Origin of the sequence: Anaerotruncus colihominis, assembly GCF_010206195.1 — a bacterium.
Taxonomy (GTDB): Bacteria; Bacillota; Clostridia; order Oscillospirales; family Ruminococcaceae; genus Anaerotruncus; species Anaerotruncus colihominis_A.
The window spans coordinates 76,957-97,005 of record NZ_VIQT01000006.1 but is presented as its reverse complement, the minus strand read 5'-3'; the positions used below and the strand labels follow the sequence as shown (position 1 = coordinate 97,005).

At 51.5% G+C, this 20,049-nt stretch carries 18 protein-coding genes and 1 pseudogene; 12 read left to right on the top strand and 7 right to left on the bottom strand.

Features of this window, described 5'->3' with window-relative positions; all coding sequences use genetic code 11:
- The first annotated feature begins 61 nt into the window (after positions 1–61).
- From FMM72_RS02875 to FMM72_RS02860, 4 genes are all read left to right on the top strand, one after another.
- Positions 62–955 carry a dihydrodipicolinate synthase family protein gene (locus FMM72_RS02875; RefSeq protein ID WP_160209267.1) on the top strand — a complete coding sequence of 298 codons (894 nt, stop codon included), beginning with the start codon at positions 62–64 and terminating at the stop codon, positions 953–955.
- A gap of 425 nt (positions 956–1,380) precedes the next feature.
- Positions 1,381–2,208 (top strand): threonine/serine exporter family protein, encoded by an 828-nt coding sequence (locus FMM72_RS02870; RefSeq protein ID WP_160209266.1) that lies wholly within the window; start codon positions 1,381–1,383, stop codon positions 2,206–2,208.
- 12 nt (positions 2,209–2,220) lie between these two features.
- A complete protein-coding gene (locus tag FMM72_RS02865; RefSeq protein WP_162220529.1) occupies positions 2,221–2,676 on the top strand; it encodes a threonine/serine exporter family protein in 456 nt (151 codons plus the stop codon).
- 61 nt (positions 2,677–2,737) lie between these two features.
- Positions 2,738–3,625: a class I SAM-dependent methyltransferase gene (locus FMM72_RS02860; protein ID WP_162220528.1), complete on the top strand. Its 888-nt coding sequence runs from the start codon at positions 2,738–2,740 to the stop codon at positions 3,623–3,625.
- Positions 3,626–3,743: 118 nt separating this feature from the next.
- Here FMM72_RS02860 and FMM72_RS02855 read toward each other — a convergent pair whose 3' ends face one another.
- Together FMM72_RS02855 and FMM72_RS02850 are read right to left on the bottom strand one after the other, a co-directional pair.
- A complete protein-coding gene (locus FMM72_RS02855; protein WP_162220527.1) occupies positions 3,744–4,589 on the bottom strand; it encodes a TIGR03915 family putative DNA repair protein in 846 nt (281 codons plus the stop codon).
- Entirely contained in the window at positions 4,568–5,878 is a 1,311-nt protein-coding gene (locus tag FMM72_RS02850) for a putative DNA modification/repair radical SAM protein (protein WP_162220526.1), read from the bottom strand. Before FMM72_RS02850 ends, FMM72_RS02855 begins: the two co-directional genes overlap by 22 nt.
- A gap of 389 nt (positions 5,879–6,267) precedes the next feature.
- On the opposite strand from FMM72_RS02850, the gene FMM72_RS02845 reads away from it, so the two are divergent.
- The 6 genes and pseudogenes from FMM72_RS02845 to feoB form a co-directional block, all read left to right on the top strand.
- Positions 6,268–7,533, top strand: coding sequence for a Sapep family Mn(2+)-dependent dipeptidase (locus FMM72_RS02845; RefSeq protein ID WP_162220525.1), 1,266 nt, complete (start codon positions 6,268–6,270; stop codon positions 7,531–7,533).
- A 257-nt stretch (positions 7,534–7,790) separates the two neighbouring features.
- Positions 7,791–9,716: an OPT family oligopeptide transporter gene (locus tag FMM72_RS02840; protein ID WP_160209261.1), complete on the top strand. Its 1,926-nt coding sequence runs from the start codon at positions 7,791–7,793 to the stop codon at positions 9,714–9,716.
- A 73-nt stretch (positions 9,717–9,789) separates the two neighbouring features.
- Positions 9,790–10,161 carry a PqqD family protein gene (locus tag FMM72_RS02835; protein WP_243151582.1) on the top strand — a complete coding sequence of 124 codons (372 nt, stop codon included), beginning with the start codon at positions 9,790–9,792 and terminating at the stop codon, positions 10,159–10,161.
- Positions 10,148–10,504, top strand: coding sequence for a hypothetical protein (locus tag FMM72_RS02830; protein WP_160209260.1), 357 nt, complete (start codon positions 10,148–10,150; stop codon positions 10,502–10,504). Before FMM72_RS02835 ends, FMM72_RS02830 begins: the two co-directional genes overlap by 14 nt.
- A 206-nt stretch (positions 10,505–10,710) precedes the next feature.
- Positions 10,711–10,959, top strand: coding sequence for a FeoA family protein (locus FMM72_RS02825; RefSeq protein ID WP_162220524.1), 249 nt, complete (start codon positions 10,711–10,713; stop codon positions 10,957–10,959).
- 39 nt (positions 10,960–10,998) lie between these two features.
- Positions 10,999–12,405, top strand: a pseudogene (gene feoB, locus FMM72_RS02820) (ferrous iron transporter B); the annotation flags it as partial.
- A gap of 81 nt (positions 12,406–12,486) precedes the next feature.
- Here feoB and FMM72_RS02815 read toward each other — a convergent pair.
- The gene (locus FMM72_RS02815; protein WP_162220522.1) at positions 12,487–12,684 is read right to left on the bottom strand and encodes a hypothetical protein; all 198 of its coding nucleotides are present in this window, start codon (positions 12,682–12,684) and stop codon (positions 12,487–12,489) included.
- 24 nt (positions 12,685–12,708) lie between these two features.
- Positions 12,709–13,446, bottom strand: a complete 738-nt coding sequence (locus tag FMM72_RS02810; RefSeq protein WP_162220521.1) for a sugar phosphate isomerase/epimerase family protein — start codon at positions 13,444–13,446, stop codon at positions 12,709–12,711.
- A gap of 387 nt (positions 13,447–13,833) precedes the next feature.
- On the opposite strand from FMM72_RS02810, the gene FMM72_RS02805 reads away from it, so the two are divergent.
- A complete protein-coding gene (locus tag FMM72_RS02805) occupies positions 13,834–14,526 on the top strand; it encodes a response regulator transcription factor (protein WP_160209255.1) in 693 nt (230 codons plus the stop codon).
- 182 nt (positions 14,527–14,708) lie between these two features.
- On the opposite strand, the gene FMM72_RS02800 is transcribed toward FMM72_RS02805, so the two are convergent.
- Positions 14,709–16,397 carry a hypothetical protein gene (locus tag FMM72_RS02800; RefSeq protein ID WP_162220520.1) on the bottom strand — a complete coding sequence of 563 codons (1,689 nt, stop codon included), beginning with the start codon at positions 16,395–16,397 and terminating at the stop codon, positions 14,709–14,711.
- Positions 16,398–16,427: 30 nt separating this feature from the next.
- Here FMM72_RS02800 and FMM72_RS02795 point away from each other — a divergent pair, with 30 nt between their 5' ends.
- A complete protein-coding gene (locus tag FMM72_RS02795; protein ID WP_162220519.1) occupies positions 16,428–18,440 on the top strand; it encodes a sensor histidine kinase in 2,013 nt (670 codons plus the stop codon).
- A gap of 237 nt (positions 18,441–18,677) precedes the next feature.
- Here FMM72_RS02795 and rarD read toward each other — a convergent pair whose 3' ends face one another.
- Both rarD and FMM72_RS02785 read right to left on the bottom strand, forming a co-directional pair.
- Complete coding sequence (gene rarD / locus FMM72_RS02790; protein WP_162220518.1) at positions 18,678–19,565, bottom strand: EamA family transporter RarD; 888 nt, start codon at positions 19,563–19,565, stop codon at positions 18,678–18,680.
- A complete protein-coding gene (locus FMM72_RS02785; RefSeq protein ID WP_162220517.1) occupies positions 19,562–20,008 on the bottom strand; it encodes a heme-binding protein in 447 nt (148 codons plus the stop codon). Before FMM72_RS02785 ends, rarD begins: the two co-directional genes overlap by 4 nt.
- Between the last annotated feature and the right edge of the window lie 41 nt (positions 20,009–20,049).

Genomic DNA, 20,049 nt, shown 5'->3' with positions numbered 1-20,049 from the left:
CCTTTGGCCCGCCGGCAGCAGGCCAAAGGGGCAAAAACAGATTTGGAGGCAATCAGCTATTATGAAAAAGTTGTTTGGTGTTACCACGGCTATGACCACGCTGTTTACTGCGGACGGTACGCCGGACGTGGATGCAATACGTGAGTTGACCGATTTCTTGATTGAAAAGGGAGTAAACTGCCTGTATCCGTTGGGGACGACAGGCGAAATGCTCCGCATGACAGTTGAGGAGCGCAAGCTTGTGGCCAAGACGGTTGTCGGGCAGGCAGCGGGACGCTGTACCGTGTTCATCCATGTTGGAGCGATGCGTCAGGAGGACGCTGTCGAACTGGCCAGACATGCATATGAAATTGGTGCGGATGGAATCGGCGTTGTTTCCCCACAGTTCTTTGGGGCCAACGACCGTGAAATTGAGGAATTTTATGTCGCTGTCGCAGGGAGCGTTCCAGAGGATTATCCCGTTTATCTTTACAATATTCCGCAGTGCGCGGCCAATGATATCAAAACATGCGTGGCGCAGAATGTTGCCAACCGCTGCAAGAATGTAATCGGCATTAAATACAGCTATCCCGACTTTATCCGTACATATGAATATCTCGAAATCAACGGCGGAGATTTTTCCGTTATGCAGGGTCAGGACAAGATGTTTTTCCCGGCGCTGATGATGGGGTGCGACGGCACAGTATCCGGGATTTCGGGCGTGTATCCCGAGCCGTTTGTCGCCGTCTATAAAGCGTACTGTGACGGCGATTATAAGCGCGCCAACGAGCTTCAGCATGTCTGTATCAAGTATTGCAGCGCGCTGCGCGGCGGCAGCAATATGGCCTATTTCAAAGAGGCGCTCAAAATGCGTGGCTTGAAATCCGGCCACATGAAGGCGCCGCAGCTTGACCTTACGCCCGCCGAGATTGAGGAACTCAAACGCGATCTCGAAGCGATCACGGAAAAATATTGATTTATCCATAACGCAATTGAAAAGCGGTGCGGTCTTTGACCGCACCGCTTTTGTTTTGATTCAGGGCATGGTATAATAACCGCAGAGCGGTTATTATACCGGGTTATGGCCAGGGCGATACGCGGGCGCAGCCCGCTGCCGCCCCGATGGCCAATTATACCATGCCGCTTCGCGGGCATGGTATAATAACCGCAGGGCGGTTATTATACGCCTTATGGCCAGGGCGATACGCGGGCGCAGCCCGCTGCCGCCCCAATGGCCCATTATACCATGCCGCTTCGCGGACATGGTATAATAACCGCAAAGCGGTTATTATACCGGGCCATGCCCAACGGTTCGCCGCTTGCGCGGCAACCGCCTTTTGATGGGCAATTACACCATGCCGGTCAGAAGGGAATCGGCCCGCCTAGATGGAGCGGTTTGTGATGGATTGTATTTTTGATGAAATTGCGGCTGGAGATGAGCATCGAGCCGGTGTTTGGGATGGGGTGTTTTTGTTGGATTGCGATGCTCTTTTGGACATTGTCTGTGATATCGGCTGTGAGCTGCTTGAAAGCGGCGCAGAAACGTACCGTGTGGAGGAATCGGTTTCCCGAATTGTGCGCGCGTTTGGCGATATGGAGGCGAGTGTATTTGCCGTACCGACATGCGTCATTGTTTCCATCGCGCGCACAGGCGGCGGAAGTGAAACAAAGACGAGGCGTATCTATGCGCGCGGGACGAATTTGGATCGCGTGGAGCGGCTCAACGACCTGTGCCGGCGTATTTGCCGTGGGGAATTGGATATTGAACAGGCACGCGGCGCGCTTGAGGAGATTCGAAATCAGGATGTGGCTACGCCGCGCCGCCGCATAGCAGGTTTCATCCTGATCGCGTTTGCATTCACGTTGTTTTTTGGCGGCGGGCTGCCGGACGCGTTGTGTGCGGCTGTGACCGGTGTAGCGGCGTTTTTTATCTGTCTTGTCATGCAGCGGTTGGAAGCAAATGCTGTGTTTGTCAACATCGTGGCGGGCGGCGTCATTATGCTGTTGGCTGTGGGCGCGGTATCGGCGGGGCTGGCGCACAATATTGATAAAATCGTGATTGGCACATTGATGAACCTTGTTCCGGGCGTTGCGCTGACCAATGCGATGCGCGACATTATGGCGGGCGATTATCTTGCCGGTCAGACGCGCATGACGGAGGCGCTGCTTGTAGCGACTGCGATTGCGCTCGGCGCAGGCGCAGCACTGATGCTGACACGTTTGCTTTGAGGAGGATGCTTGATGGATATCCTGTTTCCGTGCCTGTATTCGTTTATAGGATGCATCGGCTATTGTCTGTCGTTTAATATCCGTCCGCGCAAGCAAATGCTGCTGCTTTCGTCGGCGGGCGGCGCGCTGGGCTGGTGCGTCTATCTGCTCTGCGGCGGTATGAAAAACGATATTATCCAGTCATTTTTGGCCATCATAGTGGTTGCTGTCTATTCGGAAATTATGGCGCGCCTTTATAAGGCCCCCGCGACCGTTTATCTGGTGGTGGGGCTGATCCCGCTTGTTCCAGGCGGCGGCATCTATTATACGATGGAATACTGCATCAACGGCGATATGATGAATTTTATGGACACAGGTATCCATACCTTTGGGATTGCGGGCGCGCTTTCAATCGGCATCCTGCTTGTTTCCGGTGGTGTGCGCCTGCTCAATGTCGTCGGCCGCCTGCGCAGAGGCGACGTAAGGTAGATGTGAAGCTTACTGATTGAACATTTGTTTATATTGATTACTTTATTAAGGCGGTGTCCTAATGAACTTCCGAATTAAATGCATAATGCAAACGATCTTTGGTATGTTGCCCAATAGCGAACAGATGAACTATGTTGCACAAAAATATATTTCGAGAAACCTTCCTCCTTCAAGGAAGATGTATCATTCCAAATTTGTCCAAGCCATGGAACATCATAAAAGCTTTGTTGCTCATAAATCAGTAGATAATGCGATCGTTTATGAAATTGGATGTGGATGGTATTTGGCAATGGCGTTGGTTTTCAGCACATTAGGATATAAGCGGATCAAGGCATTGGATGTAAATGACCATATTCGATCTGAGTTAGTCAATACAATTGTTCGCTATCTGCGGGAAGATGGTAAAATCTCAGTATCAACTATAGATATTAAAGAAAACAAAATGAAAGGTATGCTGGAAGATGAATTCCGAATTGATCTTTTGATACCTGGTGATTCTGCTCAGACAGGGATGGACGATCAATCGGTTGACTTCATTTATTCTCAGGAAGTATTTGAGCATATTGAACCAGCGTTATTGGCGCCGATTATGTATGAATGCCATCGTGTATTAAAAGACGATGGCCTTATATCTTTTTATATTAACTATGCTGATCATTACTGCAGTATCGATAAAAAGATCACTCCTTATAATTTTTTACGATATGATGATAAAAAATGGAAAAAATATAATCCTTGTTTACATTATGTCAATCGCCTCCGACACAAAGATTTTGTGAAAATATTTCAGGAAACAGGATTTAAAGTTATGGAAGAAACTGTATATCGTCCAAATGACTGGGAACAAATGCTAAAAGATTTTCCACTTTCTAAAAAGTTTAGCGATATATATACCTTGGATGAGATCAGCATTACTTCAGCCAGAATTATTTTGCAAAAACGATTATAAACAATGTTTCCATAAGAGAAGTCAAAATGAGTGGTATTTATACGTATTGTATTATAAAATAAAATCCCGTTGTCCTTTGCAGACAGCAGGATTTATTTATATTGCTGTGTGTGGATTTTCAAGAAAGTGCCGGACTAGGCGGCCCCTTCAGCGCGGCCGCTTCCTCTGCGCGCAGGACGCCTGTTTCATAGTCAAGCTCGGGCATGTTTTTCCAGAAACGCTTGGCCATATGCGTCATACGGCACTTCGGATTATACCGGCCTTCAATAGCAATGGATCGGTAGTAATGCCGCCACAGATCGCGGAAACAGCGCTCGGCGTCATCGGCAGGAGGTAAGGTCAGATCGTCAACCGGACGGATGACCGACACATATGGGCGATAAAAAAGTGCAAGCCCATGTGTGCGGTCAAAGATCATAAAGGTTTCCTCAGGAAAACGCGCGGAAAAATGCGCCCCCATCTCGGCGAGTACGATTGACTTTGGATCGATCACGCAGACAAGCGCGCCGCCAAAATCTGAAAAACGCGCAAATTCGATCAGCAGATGCGCTTCGTTGCGCTGCGCACGCACAAGGCGAAAGAGCGCCGCCGTGCTGCTCTCCGACAGCAGGTCCGTGACAGCGGCGCCATATCGGTATGCCGCGCGAATAAAATCAAATATGACGCGTTCGCGTTTGGCGGCACAGGAGTTCCAGCCGTCGCGCACCCAGTCGCATACCTCGCCGCCCATACGTATGAGCGAACGCCAGACACGGTCGGCGTGTGCCAGGTCAGTTGTGATATCACGTGTCGGAAAGAGCGTCGCGGCGTCCGGTTCCAAAAGTTCGGCGGGCAGCTCGCGGCGCGTGTAGCTTTCAAAGACGCAGCAGAGCAGCCCCTCAAAGCTGCCGTCGCTGCGGTATGCGGGACCCTGGACAAACGGCGGACGCGAACTGCCGTTTTTTACAGTTGACCGGTCAGGCATTGGACCACCTCCGTTCGGCTGGGAACGCGGTCGAACAGGGAAAGCTGCTCCGGCGCATCGCCGGGAAGGGCCGCCAGTTCATAATCGCGCTCAGAGATCAGCGCGCGCAGCGCGCTGTCTGGTGTAATTTTGACGCCGGCGGCCGCGCGCCCTCTGCATAAAAGAAAGTATTGCGCACGCTTGAGAACGACGCCGATGCGGCGCAGGCCGTCGAAATCGAGACTTGTGCGGCGCCGCGCCGCGACGATGCGCTGTGCGCTTTTGACGCCGACGCCCGGCACGCGCAGCAACAGCTCATACGGCGCGGTATTGACCTCAACAGGGAACTGCTCCATATGGTTCAGCGCCCAATTGCATTTGGGATCGATCAGCGGGTTGAAGCTTTGATGCGTTTCATCAAGCAGTTCCGACGCTTCAAAACCATAAAAACGCAGGAGCCAGTCGGCCTGGTAAAGCCGGTGCTCGCGCAGCAAAGGCGGCTTGGTATCAATGGAAGGCAGCAGCGAATCGGACTGCACCGGCATATAGGCGGAGAAAAAAACACGCTTGAGCGCATATTTTCGGTAGAGGCTCTGTGTCAGCCGCAAAATCTGAAAATCCGTGTCCGGCGTCGCGCCGATGATCATCTGGGTGCTTTGTCCGGCTGGTGCGAAACGCGGCGCGCTGTGGTAACGGACAAGCTCGGCCGAGCTTTCCACGATTGCGCTGCGGATAAAGCCCATGGGCCTGAGAATGGAATTTTTTGTTTTGTCCGGCGCAAGCTTTTCCAGGCTTTGATGGCTTGGAAGTTCAATATTGACGCTCATGCGATCGGCGAGCAGGCCGAGCCTGCGGATGAGCGCATCGTCGGCGCCGGGAATCGCCTTGACATGTATATAGCCGCCGAACCGGTATTCGCCGCGCAGCAGCGAGAGCGTTTCAATCAGCCGTTCACAGGTATAGTCGGGATTTTTGAGGATACCGGACGAAAGGAACAGCCCTTCAATATAGTTGCGGCGGTAGAACTGGATCGTCAGATGTGCAAGCTCACGCGGGGAAAAAGCGGCCCTGCGTGTATCATTGCTGCGCCGGTTCACACAGTATTTGCAGTCATAAATACATGCGTTTGTCATGAGAACCTTCAGCAGTGAAATACAGCGTCCATCCGCCGCAAAGCTGTGGCAGAGTCCGGCCGCGGTACAGCTTCCAATACCGCCGCGCGGCGCGGTGCGCGATACGCCGGACGATGTGCAGGCCGCGTCGTATTTGGCCGCGTCCGACAGGATCTCCAGCTTCTCCATCAGGTCCACATGTATGCCTCCCTTTATAGAACGTATGTTCTTTTTTAGGATATCATGGAGCACGGTTCTTGTCAAGCCCATACCAACGGCTGTTTTTTCTGTGCCAAAACGATACAATTGGTTTACAGCGCGAAAATTTGGTAATATAATAAATAATAAATTAGGATTGTGTGCCGGGAAAAGCCAGCCCAATGGCGGCTTTCAGGCTGGTGGCTGTTTGAAAAATTAGAATTCCCGTCTTTTTCTACAAACAGGGGCGGACGTTGTGTGGAAAAGCCTCGGAATCCGAAAGGATTCCTGCGTTTTTTGCCTTGTATTCGCCTGCTGTTTGCGAAAAATCCGGCAATTCCTTTATTTTCAAACGAGCCCTGAAGACAATAAAAAAAGGGGTTAAGGACATGAAGCAATACCAAATCGATAAGGAACAATTTATCAGCGACCTTCAAGGGCTGCTGCGCATCAAAAGCGTCCGCTTTGACTGTGGGCCTGAAACAGAAAAAGCGCCGCTTGGACAGGGCATCTATGACGCGCTTGAATATATGCTGGAGCTTGGGCGCAGGTTTGGATTCCGCGCAAAAAATGTGGACGGTTACTGCGGCTGGATTGAGATGGGCGAGGGCGACCGTATGGTCGGCATCATCGCGCATGTTGATACCGTTCCCGTAGAATCCGAGGGATGGGTCGCGCCGCCGTTTGACGGCACTGTGATTGACGGCCGCATCTATGGGCGCGGTACCTCCGACGACAAAGGCCCGGCTATGGTCGCGCTTTATGCCATGAAGGCTGTCGCGGACAGCGGCGTTAAGCTCGATAAGCGCGTACGCCTGATACTTGGCGGTGACGAGGAGGCCGGCGAGTGGAGCTGTATGAAGCGTTACCGTCGGACAGAGGAGCTGCCCTCCTGCGCGTTTACCCCCGATGCGGAGTACCCTACGACATATGCTGAAAAAGGGATTCTCCATGTGCGCATTTCGGCGGCGCTTGACGCGCAGGTCAAGCCGATCAGCCTGACCTGTGAAAACGCATATAATGTCGTGCCGGCGTTTGCAAGCGCGGTGGTCGACGGCGTCCGGTATGAGGCGCAGGGCAAAGCAGCGCATGCGATGGCGCCTGAGCTTGGTGTGAACGCACTTCTGGGGCTGTGCGGCCAGCTTCATGAAAAAGGGGTTGACCACCCGTTTGTCAAGCTTTGTGGGATGGCAAACGCGGAAGGCTTCGGGATCGCATTTTCGGATGAACCGTCGGGTAAACTAACAATCAATCCGTCAATTGCAAAAGTGGATGCGCATTCGGCCGACCTTCGCTGCGATATCCGCATTCCCGTCACATTTACGGACAAGCAGGTTGTCGACGCGATCGCAGAAAAGGTCGCGCCGCTTGGGTTTACGGTGGAAAACGAGTATTTCCAGCCGCCGCTTTATGTGGAAAAGAATTCGCCGCTTGTTACAACGCTCCAGCGCGTATACCGGGACTGCACAGGCCGCGAGGACGAGCCTGTATCGACTGGCGGCGGCACCTATGCGCGCGCGTTTGAAAATGCGGTGGCGTTCGGCGCGCTTTTCCCGGATGAAGAAGTTACTTACCATAAAACAAATGAAAATTGGATTGTTGAAAACATTTGGAAAAATCACCAGATTATTTCGAACGCAATTGTTGCACTTTGATAATGTGTTTGCTTATTTCGTTAATGCATTGCCGTAACGCTGCACAATTCCTACAGAAAAATTATGGATAATCATACTTTTTCGACAAAAATGGATATTTTATTCCAACTGCGTTGGAAGTCACGGAAAATTGTGGTATACTGTTACCGTTGCAAATGCAACTGACCTTGGATGGCGGTACAGGGAAACGCCGGCTGTGGTTATGTTGCGCTGTATGCGGCATGCAAAAGGGAAAAGAAAAAGGAAGTGGTTGTTTAATGGAGGAGAAGTCCAGCTTCAAGCCGTTCATACCGGCGGAGAAAATCGTTCCCGAATTTACGGCGACATCGATTGTAATCGGTGTGATTCTGGCTGTGCTGTTTGGCGGTGCAAACGCCTATCTGGGCCTGCGCGTCGGCATGACGGTTTCGGCCTCGATTCCCGCGGCTGTTATCTCGATGGGAATCATCCGCGTGATCCTGCATCGTGAATCGATCCTGGAAAACAATATGGTTCAAACGATCGGCTCCGCTGGTGAATCGGTCGCGGCGGGCGCGATTTTTACATTGCCCGCCATGTTCATGTGGATGAAGGAATGGGGACAGGGCGCGCCCTCCCTCATTGAGATCGCTTTGATCGCTCTTTGCGGCGGCATTCTTGGCGTCTTGTTTATGGTGCCGCTGCGCTCAGCGCTGATTGTAAAGGAGCACGGCGTGCTTCCCTATCCGGAAGGAACCGCCTGCGCCGAGGTCTTGCTCGCCGGTGAAGAGGGCGGCGCCAAAGCCGGCACCGTGTTTGCCGGGTTGGGGATTGCCGCGCTGTATAAGTTCATTGCGGATGGCCTGAAGATCTTCCCGAGCGAGGTGCACTATGAAGTGACCGCATATAAAGGCTCCGGCATCGGCATGGACATTCTGCCTGCGCTGGCCGGCGTCGGTTATATCTGCGGGCCGCGTATTTCATCCTATATGCTGGCCGGCGGCGTGACAAGCTGGTTTGTGCTTATGCCGCTGATCGCTCTGTTCGGCATTGATACCGTTCTGTTCCCCGGATCCGTACCGATTTCCGAGATGGACTCTTTCTCTATCTGGACAAATTACATCAAATACATTGGCGCGGGCGCGGTTGCTGCGGGCGGCATCATGAGCCTGATTAAATCCCTGCCGCTGATTGTGCGCACCTTCGCACAGGCTATGAGCAGTTACCGCAACAAGAATGAATCCAGCGGGCTGCGGACCGATCAGGACATGAATATGGGGATTATTCTGATTCTGATCGTTCTGACGATTGTGTTCATCTGGCTGTTCCCGCCGATTCCAGTCACATTGATCGGTGCGGTCTGTATCGCGCTCTTCGGTTTCTTCTTTGCAACGGTGTCGTCGCGGCTCGTTGGTCTGGTTGGTTCGTCCAACAACCCGGTTTCCGGTATGGCGATCGCCACGCTGCTCATTTCGACCATCCTGCTCAAATCGACCGGCTCGTCCGGCCAGAGCGGCATGATGGGCGCGATCGCGATCGGCTCTGTCATCTGCATCATCGCGGCCATCGCGGGCGATACGTCTCAGGATCTCAAAACCGGCTACATTGTCGGCGCCACGCCGCGCAAGCAGCAGTACGGCGAGCTGGTCGGCGTTGTCGCCTCCGCGATTGCCATCGGCGGCGTGCTCTATCTGCTTGACAGTGCGTGGGGCTATGGTTCCCAAATGCTGCCGGCTCCACAGGCCATGCTGATGAAGATGGTCGTTGAGGGCGTTATGGAGGGCAATCTGCCCTGGACGCTTGTTTTTGTGGGTGTTGGCATCGGCATTGCTATTGAAATCCTTGGGATTCCCGTGCTACCGTTTGCAGTCGGCCTTTATCTGCCAATCCACCTGTCCACGCCGATCATGGTGGGCGGCCTGATCCGTCTTTGGTTTGACAAGCGTAAGTTTAAAAGCGAAAAGGCGCGCAAAGCGGCGATCGATTCGGGCGTCTTGTATATGTCCGGCATGATCGCGGGTGAAGGGCTTGTCGGTATCCTGCTGGCGGTTTTTGCGGTCATCCCTGTAAAGAAGCTGCTGGATGGCACATCGGTCAGCCTTGGCGACGTGATCGATGTTTCCGATCGGCTTTCAATCGGACAGATCGGTGGTTTGATCGTCTTTGCGCTGCTTTTGCTCACAGTTCTCAAGTTCACGATCTGGCGCAAATCCGATGAAAAATAAGTAGATGCAATAGACGTTAGAACGGACGCCGGGTCCCAGACCCGGCGTCCGCTTTCAATGGGGGTATGACCGATTGGCAAAGAAAACGAGACGCGTCACAAAAAATTATCTTGATTACATCCCGATTAAAAATCCGGATATGCCCTGGAGTCAGTCCGACAACGGGATTGTGACGGTGACGGTTACAAATACCGGCTTTTACAATTGGATCGCACAGAAATTTTTCCACCGGCCGCGGCAGAGTTATATCGATCTGGATCAATATGGAAGCTTTGTCTGGCTGCTGATTGATGGCGAACGCAGTGTGTTTGACATTTCCGGGGAGGTGGGGCTGCGCTTTGGGAAAAAGGCGGATCCGTTGCTTGACCGGCTGATCAAATTTTTTGAAATATTGAAAGGGCATGGCTTTATCTGCTGGAAGGAGGCGGCCTGTGAGCACGCTTGAAATCATTCTTTGGGTGCTTGCGTTTGCGGTTGTAACCATGATCATCTACGGATGGGGCCTTGTCAAAAGCAGCCGTCAGCAGGACGATTTGCTTGCAATGCTTTATCGCAAGGGAGAGGCGGCGATCCGCAGGACGCTTAAAAAGAAAGGCCCCATGACGCGCGCGCAGCTTGAGGAAAAGCTTTCTGGTATTCATGCCTCCTTGTTTTATACGAAAAATCGTGCGGTGGTTCGTGATGTACACACATTTGCTGGACAATTGCTTGAATCAATGATGCAAAGAGGCGAGCTGCTTCTGGATAATGGAGCATACCGGCTCAACCCGGATAGAAAAAAGCGGTGAGAAACAGTTGGTTTCTCACCGCTTTTTTTAAGAGCCTTGGATTTTGTGCCGTTTGCTGCGCTGCCAAACCAGTAACAAAATCGATAACAATGATGTAAACAGATTGATCAACATTGGGGCTGTAGCATTCCCGCCGCCTTGCGAATAGGCTAATAAGGGTCCATCCACGAAGACCCGGAAACTTATACAGATTTGGAGAAGATAACATGCATGAATCAATTATCCCGCTCAATCGCGTGCCTGAAGGGTCTATCGCGCGTGTGACCGGGCTTTTTACAACCGGAGCGATGCGCCGCAGGCTCCAGGATATCGGCCTGATTGAAGGAACAGATATCGAGTGCCTTCAAAAAAGTCCAGCCGGCGATCCGATTGCCTATTACATCAGGGGCACGGTAATCGCGCTGCGCTCAGAGGATTCTGGAAACATATTGGTGCGCTGTAATCAGGCTGTTTAACAAATTGTAACCACCATCAGATATAAGGGGCGATTATAAATGGGCTTGACATCCGAATCCACGGGAAAGCGAACGTTGGATGAGATATTTTCAGTTGTGCGCGGCGATGGCGATACAGTTATAGCGTTGGCGGGCAATCCGAATGTAGGAAAAAGCACGGTATTCAACCAACTAACCGGCTTGAAACAACATACCGGAAACTGGCCTGGTAAAACTGTAACGAACGCGCAGGGACGCTGCCTGTATCGTAACCGGTCTTATGTACTGGTTGATATACCAGGTACATATTCGCTGATGGCGCATTCCGCAGAGGAGGAAGTAGCGCGCGACTTTATCTGTTTTGGCGGAGCGGATGCAACCATTGTAGTCTGTGACGCAACTTGCTTGGAACGCAATATGAATTTGGTGCTGCAAACCCTGGAAATCACAGGTCGTGCTGTCATTTGCGTCAATCTGATGGACGAGGCGCGCCGCAAACAAATCCATATTGATTTTGATTTGTTGGAGGAACGGCTGGGCGTGCCGGTGATTCCGGTGAGTGCACGCGGGCGGGAAGGATTGGATACGCTTTTAGACGCAGTCGGACGCGCCGCCGATCTAAAGATTGCGCCTGCGCGCCGGATTCGCTATCCGAAGGTTGTGGAACAGGCATTGGAGCTGCTTACACCGTTGCTTGCGGATTGCGGCGGATTGCCGGCCCGTTGGATCGCGCTGCGGCTCCTGTGCGACGATGCCCCGCTGATTGCAGCTTTGCGTCAAAGAGGCGCTGATCCAATTGCGGATGAGACGGTTTTAAACGCGCTGCGTCAAGCTCGTGAAGGGCTACAGGCAGCAGGTATATCCGAAGAACAGCTCGGCGACATGGTCGTATCCTCTATTGTATTACATGCTGAGGAGGTTTGTTCCGATGCGATCCGTTTTGAACGGGTCGATTATAACAGTTTTGACCGCCGCCTTGACCGCATCTTGACGAGCCGTGCTACAGGAATTCCAGCAATGTTGCTGATGCTTGCGGTTGTTTTCTGGTTGACAATTGCAGGCGCAAATCGACCGTCGCAGTTATTGTCACAGGCGCTGTTCGGCTTGCAGCCGCACCTGACGGCTTTTTTTGAGATGCTTAACGCCCCTGTATGGTTAACGGGGGCGCTGGTGGACGGTGTTTATCGCGTGCTTGCCTGGGTTATCAGTGTGATGCTGCCGCCAATGGCGATCTTTTTTCCTCTGTTTACGCTTCTGGAAGATTCCGGATATCTGCCGCGCATTGCCTTCAACCTCGACCGGTGTTTCCAAAGGTGCAACGCCTGCGGCAAACAGGCGTTAACCATGTGTATGGGCTTTGGATGCAATGCAGCCGGCGTTACCGGATGCCGGATCATCGATTCGCCGCGTGAACGGTTGATCGCAATTATAACAAACAATTTTGTCCCCTGCAATGGGCGATTACCGCAACCATATGAATGGAAACAAATGCGCTTTTCAAGGCTGAAAAAATTTTGAAAACTGTCGCGGGGACCAAAGGCGTTGCTTTTATTTCAAGCCTTTGCGCAAACACGCCAAGGGCGCGATGGATGCTGCCAAAATCAAAACCCATTCCCCGCCAACCGCAAAATAATTGCGCTGTGCATAGACATCCGGCAAGACCCACCATGCCACCAGACTGCCGGTTACAGCGCATAAAAAGAGGCGTAAAATTAAAAAAAGAAATTCATAGTCTCTCTTTTTCATTTTTAATATGCTCCTTTTATTGGCTTAGCGTGAAAAAGACGCGCAAGGAAAGTATAAATGATCTTTTAAGAATCGCAGAGACCGTTCCAACTGATGTGGCGAACCGGCCAGGATTGTCACAGGAAGGTCTTTGACTTCACATGCCAAGAGTTTGCATAGTTTGCTGATCCGCTCCCAGTCGTTGCGGCCATCCCCAAACGCCAGACGGCTGCCGAACAGGTGATTTCGCTCGCTCAGATGGATATAACCAATATGTTTACGCAAAAGCTTGACCCATGCTTCCGCAGGGAATTGGGTGTGTGTAATCCGGCCAAAATCCAGGCAAGCTTTTAGCCGGGGTTCTCCAGCGGTTTCCAAAAGGCGGTAAAGTGGTTCTGGACTTCTGTCCATAAAATTTTTCAGATAGATCTGTAGGTCAAATTCAATCGCAAGCCCTCGAAAAAAGGCTGCATTTAATACTATCCAATCATAAATATTCCGATCAGTATAAAGTCCGGTGGAAAAAATTACTTGGCGTATACCAAAGATTTTGGCAATCTCACAGCTTTGCCGGCAACGTTCCTGGGAAATCCTCCGAATTTCCTGATCTCTGCTGGCGATATTGATATCCATAAAGGTGCCATAAAGCGTCCGGCAGCGATGGGGCGGATATTTTTTACTGTATGTATAAAGTTCCCGATTGTCCATCACCTCCGGGAAGGAAAGGTCGAGTATCTCAATCCAGAGGTTTTCACGCTTTATAATAGCGATATAGTCCTCCATATTTTCTGCTGCTGGTTGGACAAGAATCATTCAAACTCCCCCATTGAAAGGATTTGCTTGGAATTGTTCCGGTTTTTTATCATATTATAACGAATTATTTTTTCAGTTACAGCAGAAATATTTAAAATTGATAGAAAATTGATTTTTGTCGAATTTTGTCCACTTCATTTTATGGTATAATATGCGCAGTGCAAACGGCTTTGCCGTTTGCAGCCGCCGTCTGGCGGCACCCGCTGCAAAGAAGCAGACTGCGCATGTTACACCACAGCCAAAACCGGCAAAGCCGGTTTCTCTGCCGCTTTGCGGCAGACAAGCCCGAAAGGGCTTGCTGCTGTGGTATCATAGCCCAATTCCCAGCCCAGTGAAAACAAGAACGGAGGAGAAAGCATGTCAAAGCTGCTTTTTATAGATGACGATCCGGAAATTCTGCAATTTAACCGGCGCTATTTTGAAAACTGCGGCTTTGATATCTGCTGTGCGCAAACAGCATCCCGCGCGCTGCAATTTATAGAGGAAATGACATTCGACTGCATTATTTTAGATATTGATTTGCCGGATATGGATGGGTTCAGTGTGTGCCGGAAAATTTGCCGGCAGGATGGCCCGCCTGTTATCTTCCTTTCCGGCTTGACACAGGATGAAATCCGTATCCGCAGTTTTCTGGAAGGCGGTGTGGACTATCTTGGAAAGCCCTATCAGATTCGGGAATTGGAGCTGCGCGTCAAAGCCCGGATTGGTTGCCGAAACAGCGATGAGAAGGCGCTGGTTTTCGGTTCTCTCAAAATCGATCTAAACGCGCGGGAGATTACTTATAACGGAAATCAATTGGATTTTTCAGCGCTTCAGTTTGACATTATATCCTTTCTCGCGCGTAATCCCGGCCATGTGTTCAGCTATGAACAAATCTATCATGAGGTTTGGAATGAGCCGATCATGGGAGGACGGCATAATTTACAGGTGCAGATCGCACTGATGCGGCAGAAACTTGCAGCGGCCTGCGGACGGAAAAATTATATCAGGACCGTCCCGCGCAAAGGATATTGCTTCATTGAAAATCCCATAGAATCGGAAAATTTGTAAAAAATTGTTTCGAAGCAACTATTTTTTGAGTATCTGCCCGCAGAGCGGGCAGGCGACTTTTAATCAAACGACCCCGCGTTACAAGACGGTATGGATGATCAATTTTTTATAGATTGCAGCAATCTATAAAAAACAGCGCTTTCAAATGATGAAAGCGCTGTTTTTTAGCGGGTATGTACAGCTTATTTTTTTCTTTTTGTAAGGATAAAATAGACCGGCGCGCCCAGCAGAAGCAGAACCGTCCATCCAAGTATAATCTGCGCTCCCGGTGGAACGGCAGGCTTATGCGGCTGCGTGGGGAGGGGGGACATGGTGGCCTTTTGCGGCGGCGAACTTTCGGAAACGGACGAGATGCCGGCCGTGTCCAGCACCGGAGACACTGCTGAAGATGCAGGTAATTTATCCGGCGTAGGTTCGGTCAGGTTTTCTTTTGCCGGTTCAGGTGGGGCCTGCGGCACAGGTTCGGGGGTTTGGGACTGAGGAGGCTGTTCTGTGGCGGATGCAGCGCTGTCTGAGGCAACCGCATTTGTTTCGGAGAGACGCGGCGGCTTCCCTTCTGAACTGCCGAGGGATACGGCGCCGGGCGCCTCTTCCGGATTGATTGAACCAAGCCCCCCGCTGTTCTCCGGAGGAGCGGGTGGAAAGGGGGATGTTTCCCCATTACGCCCCCCGCCGATATCACTGCCGGTAACCTGGTTTTGCCCCGTCACTTCAACGGTATCGGAGTAGCGCGTTTTTCCATCCTGCCCGACTACTGCGACCGAAAAATAATTGGGCAGGTCGGCTCCGGTATAAATTGCCATAACATCCACCTGGCCTACAGTGTTTTCGTCACACCAGTATTCCAACAAATCCTTATCGACAGCTCCCCAGACTTCTCCGTCATAGGAGGATTCCAGCCAATGCTCCGCATGGGGGTCATCAAGCAGATAACCCGCGTCAAAAATGGTGGCCGAGTGCCTTTCCTGCACAGCACACTGCAAAAATACGGCGGCATCCTGCCGCAGAAAGGTGATTAGCAAACGGGGCTGATCGCCATAGGACTCAAAATCTTCTGTAAAACGCCCTTCCAACAAAAACCGTTTTCGTTCCCGCAATTCATCCTGATATTCTGACAGGTTCCATTCCACAGGTATCTCATGCAGCTCATAATCGGTCTTTCCGTTCTGATAGACACAACTGGGAAAAGTGTCCGGCAGTACGGTGGGATCAAACGGACCCTCATAAGGCAGAGTCACTACAGGCTGATCCACATTTGGATAAAAATTCAAAAGATCATTCGCAGGCCATACGACCGGACGTTTCGCGAAATGCACAGTTTCTTCCGGCACTGTCTCATCGAGGACAAGCACGGCTCCTTCCTCCTGATAGACAGCGAATCCATTGATCGCGGTCACCGAAGAATGACACTCCAAAAGACCGCCGCGTTCAATATGCAGCACGCCTTTCTCTCCGCCTTCTCCGACGAATGCAAGACTTTGGTGTACTTCCATTGTCCCCTGGATTCGTATGCTGTACGGGCCGGCGTCAATTGTTATCACCGGCTGCCCGGCCCAGCCAATATACTGCCAACGCGTATCCTTTTCCACTGTGAGGTCACAGCCAAGACGAACTGTCCCGCCAATCGAGCTACAACGGCTGATCCAATCCTGTAGTTCCTCCAGGGAAAAAACAGTTTGAGTTTCCACCGTTTCGGAGCCAGACGATTCCTCGGGGGCGGATGATTCCCCAGAAATGGGCGGCTCCGAGGGGATGAGCGGTTCAGCGGCTTCCGTCGGGGAAACAAGCGTATTTTCATCATACGCGTAAACAGGCACGGCGAAAGTAAGGCAAAGAAAAGAAAGCAAGATGGCGATAGCACGAATATACACAGGTCAAATCCTTTCAGAAAGAGGTGCTGCATGATACAGGGGAAAGAGCGGATCAAGACGGCGGCCGGAGTGATTCTGTTTCTGATACTTACAGCCACAGCGTTTTGGATATGCTATCAGGCCGATAATAAATATACTGCAAATCTTCCGGTTTTACAAGACGGGACGGCATTTTTTTCCTCCGATTTTGGAGATTGCGCATTCTTTTTGACGGATGGATGGGAACTCTATCCTGACCTGCTGCTCACTCCCGATGAGCTCGCCGGAGGGGGATATAAGCCGGTGCGGGTACGGATTGGACAATATCCAAGCCTTTCCGCATTTCATTCGGACGCTTCTCCGCATGGAGAAGCGACCTATCGAATCAGGCTCAAGGTCAAAGACACCAGGCAGCAGATCTTGGTGTTTCCAGAGGTATTCAGCGCCTACAGGGTCTATCTCAATGGAAAACTGATATTACAAACGGGGGATGTCGCGCCTTATCGTCCCCGCATACAGGCGCGGATGGTGACGCTTCCAATAGAGGATGAGATTGAAATTGTTGTACAGACAGTCAACCGCACCCATTATTACAGCGGGATTTATTATCCGCCTGCTGTGGGAAGCCTTGACGCGGTAAATCGGATGCTGTTTGTGCGCGGTTCGGTTTATGGGGTTTTTGCACTGTTTTCACTAAGCCTTGCGTTGTTTTCTTTAGCGGTATGGGCGGGAAGCCGAAAGGAGCCTTCCAGCCGCCTGTACCGATGGTTGGGGATGCTCGCGTTGAGTTTTTCGCTGCGCAGCTGCCATGTCTTTTTTTCTGCCGCCGGTTTTTCTCAAATTCGGGCAGTCTACTTTTTGGAAGACGTCGCGGCCTTTTTCAATATCCTGTGTATCCTGAAGATCACTGCGTATCTGACCGGGACGGCGGATACATGGCAGAGCAGATTTTTCTGTCGGGTCGGGGTTCATGCAGTCCTTGCCGGGGCGGTGTTCCCTCTGCTGATTTTGCCGGCTTTACCTGCGTTTGTTTCGGTTTATGGAAGCTTGGTTTTTTGGTATAAGCTGGGCGCATCGCTTGCAGCTTTGGGGATGGTGCTTTGGCAAAAAAATGCAGGAAAAGATTTCATCTGGCTGCTGGCTGCGGTAGAGATTCATGCAACAAGCTTGATTGCCCGGATGTTTACTCTGCAAAGCTATGAACCCGCCTATGCCGCATGGCCGGATGAATATGGCGCTTTTATTTTGGTACTGTGTTTTGCAGTTGTGATGGTGCGGCAGAGCATCAGGATGGCAAAAGAAAACAAATATCTCCGGTACAACCTTCAACAGGAAGTGGCTGAAAAGACACGCAGCCTCAATCTTGTACTGGAAAATCGCAAACAATTTCTCGCCGGAGCGGCACATGATCTGAAAGCGCCGATCACGCTGCTTCAGCTTTATACACAGGCGATTAAAAAGAGCGGAGTCGGGCTTGACGAAGAAACCGCCGATTATTTGAAGATGATCCAACGCAAATCCAGCGAGATGCAGGAACGGCTGGGGGAGCTGCAAACCTTTGCTTATGAAGACGCACGGCCGCTCCAGATGGAGCCGGTTGATCTGCGCGAAATTGTTGAAGCGTTTTATAAACGCAATCTTCCGGATGTTGAAGCTTCGGGTATTGACTTGATCCTTCAGCTGCCCGAAAAACCATGTATGATTCAAGCGGATCGGGAACGGCTTGACAGGGTGCTGCAGAATCTTGTGTATAACGCATTAAGTTTTGTGTCAATTGGCGGAAAAATCACAATCTCCCTCATAACACAAAACAAATGGGCTGTCCTGAAAATTTCCGACAACGGGATGGGAATACCCGCAGAGAATCTGCCGCGGATTTTTGACCGGTTTTTCAGCACCCGCAGCGGGGACGGCGGTTCCGGATACGGTCTGTATCTGGCGAAGTCCTTTGTTCTGGAACATGCAGGCGATATCTCGGCGGAATCGGAATATGGAAACGGCAGCGTCTTTACGGTGAGGCTGCCTCTGTTTTTCCAAACAAATGGCGTTTTGAATCAGCCATAGCAAAGCCTGCCTGTTGAAGATATGTCCTGTCCATTTTCATCTTGCACTGGAAAACGGCATCAGTTTCCTGTGCAAGGATGCAATCACTGTGAGGAAATATGGTGGAATTCCCTTTGACAGATAAGAGCGGAGCGTTTAAAAACGCTCCGCTCTTATGATTGGGTCAGGGCTTGTTTGAAAATAGAAAAAGACGGAAATTTTGATTTTTCAAACAGGCATTAAAGCTGCTTGGATGGCTTATGTGGAGGACGGCGCGTTTCCGGACGAATTTCTATGTAGGCTACCCAAAGAAAAAATAATCAATGCGGCCCATATGAATCCATATCCAGCGAGATAGGCCGCGGAAAAACGTTCATGAAAGACGGCCAGCGCGATCAGAAAAGAAATTAAGGAGGTGATATACTGCAAAAAACCAGCCAGCCCCAAGGGGAGAATCTGGAGGCTTTTGGCATACAGTACAAGCGGAAGCCCCGTCACGATCCCAATGGCCGGCACCAGCCAGAGCCGGACCGCCGGCAACAAAGCCAAAGCGCCTGTATCCCGTATCTCAGAAATGAGTACAAAGGGCAGACAGAGCGGCAGCACAGCCGCTCCCTCAATAAACAGCGCTACAAGCGCATCCAGGCCAAGAGCCTTTTTGCAGGTGCTGTAGATACCAAAGGTACCAGCTAAAAACAGCGCGATCCATGGAACCTGCCCATAGTATACCGTCATCCACAGAACGCCGGTTCCCGCTACCGCAATGCCCACCGCTTGAACCCGATTGGGGTGTTCATGAAAGAACAGATAGGCGGCCAGGCAGCAGGTAAGTGAATTGAGAAAGGAACCCATGGTGGAATCAAGCGTGCGGCCGCTGTTGACCGCGATGATGCCTAAAAGCCAGTTAGCGGCGATCATCCATCCGGCAGCGGCGCTTTTGAACAGGGAATGCTTATCACGCAGCAACGCCCGTACCTGCGGCCAACGGCCCGTTGCGAGGATGAGAACACCGGAAAACAGCGTGGCCCAGAGGATGCGGCTTGAAAGAATGTACAGAGGGGGGAGTTCGGACAGGGCGCGCCAGAATAAGGGCAGGCAACCCCATACAATGGTGCTGCCAAGCGCATAAGCCAATGCTCTTTTCACAGCTCCGCCTCCACAGGCACAATGCGGGAGGGCTTTCCCAAATACTGTGCCAATGCAGTTGTCAGCACGCGGTGATCATCCAGATGCGGCAGCCCTGATATACAGTATACGCCAACGATTCCCTGGCTGCGGATGCGAATTGGAAAGCCGCCGCCGCACAGGGCGTACTGGTCTTCGTCGCACTGCCAATCGGCTGGTGTACACTGTGAAAGTGCCTTCTCCACAGCGGCGGTCAGTGAGGAAACGCCGGCTTTGCATACCGTGTTGTATTTCTTGGTCATCCAAAATGCATTCTTTGCGCCAGTACCCGGCATAAAATAACGCAGGATATCAAATCCATCCAAAACAGCCTGCATGGCGATGGGCTTAGGCTCCTTCTTCGCCGCTTCAATCAGCAGCGCGGCGATCCCCCAGGCGTCCGCCGCGTCAAATGCTTCAAACACAAGCTCCCGCTCCTGCGCGCGCAGGACACGTAATGTTTCGT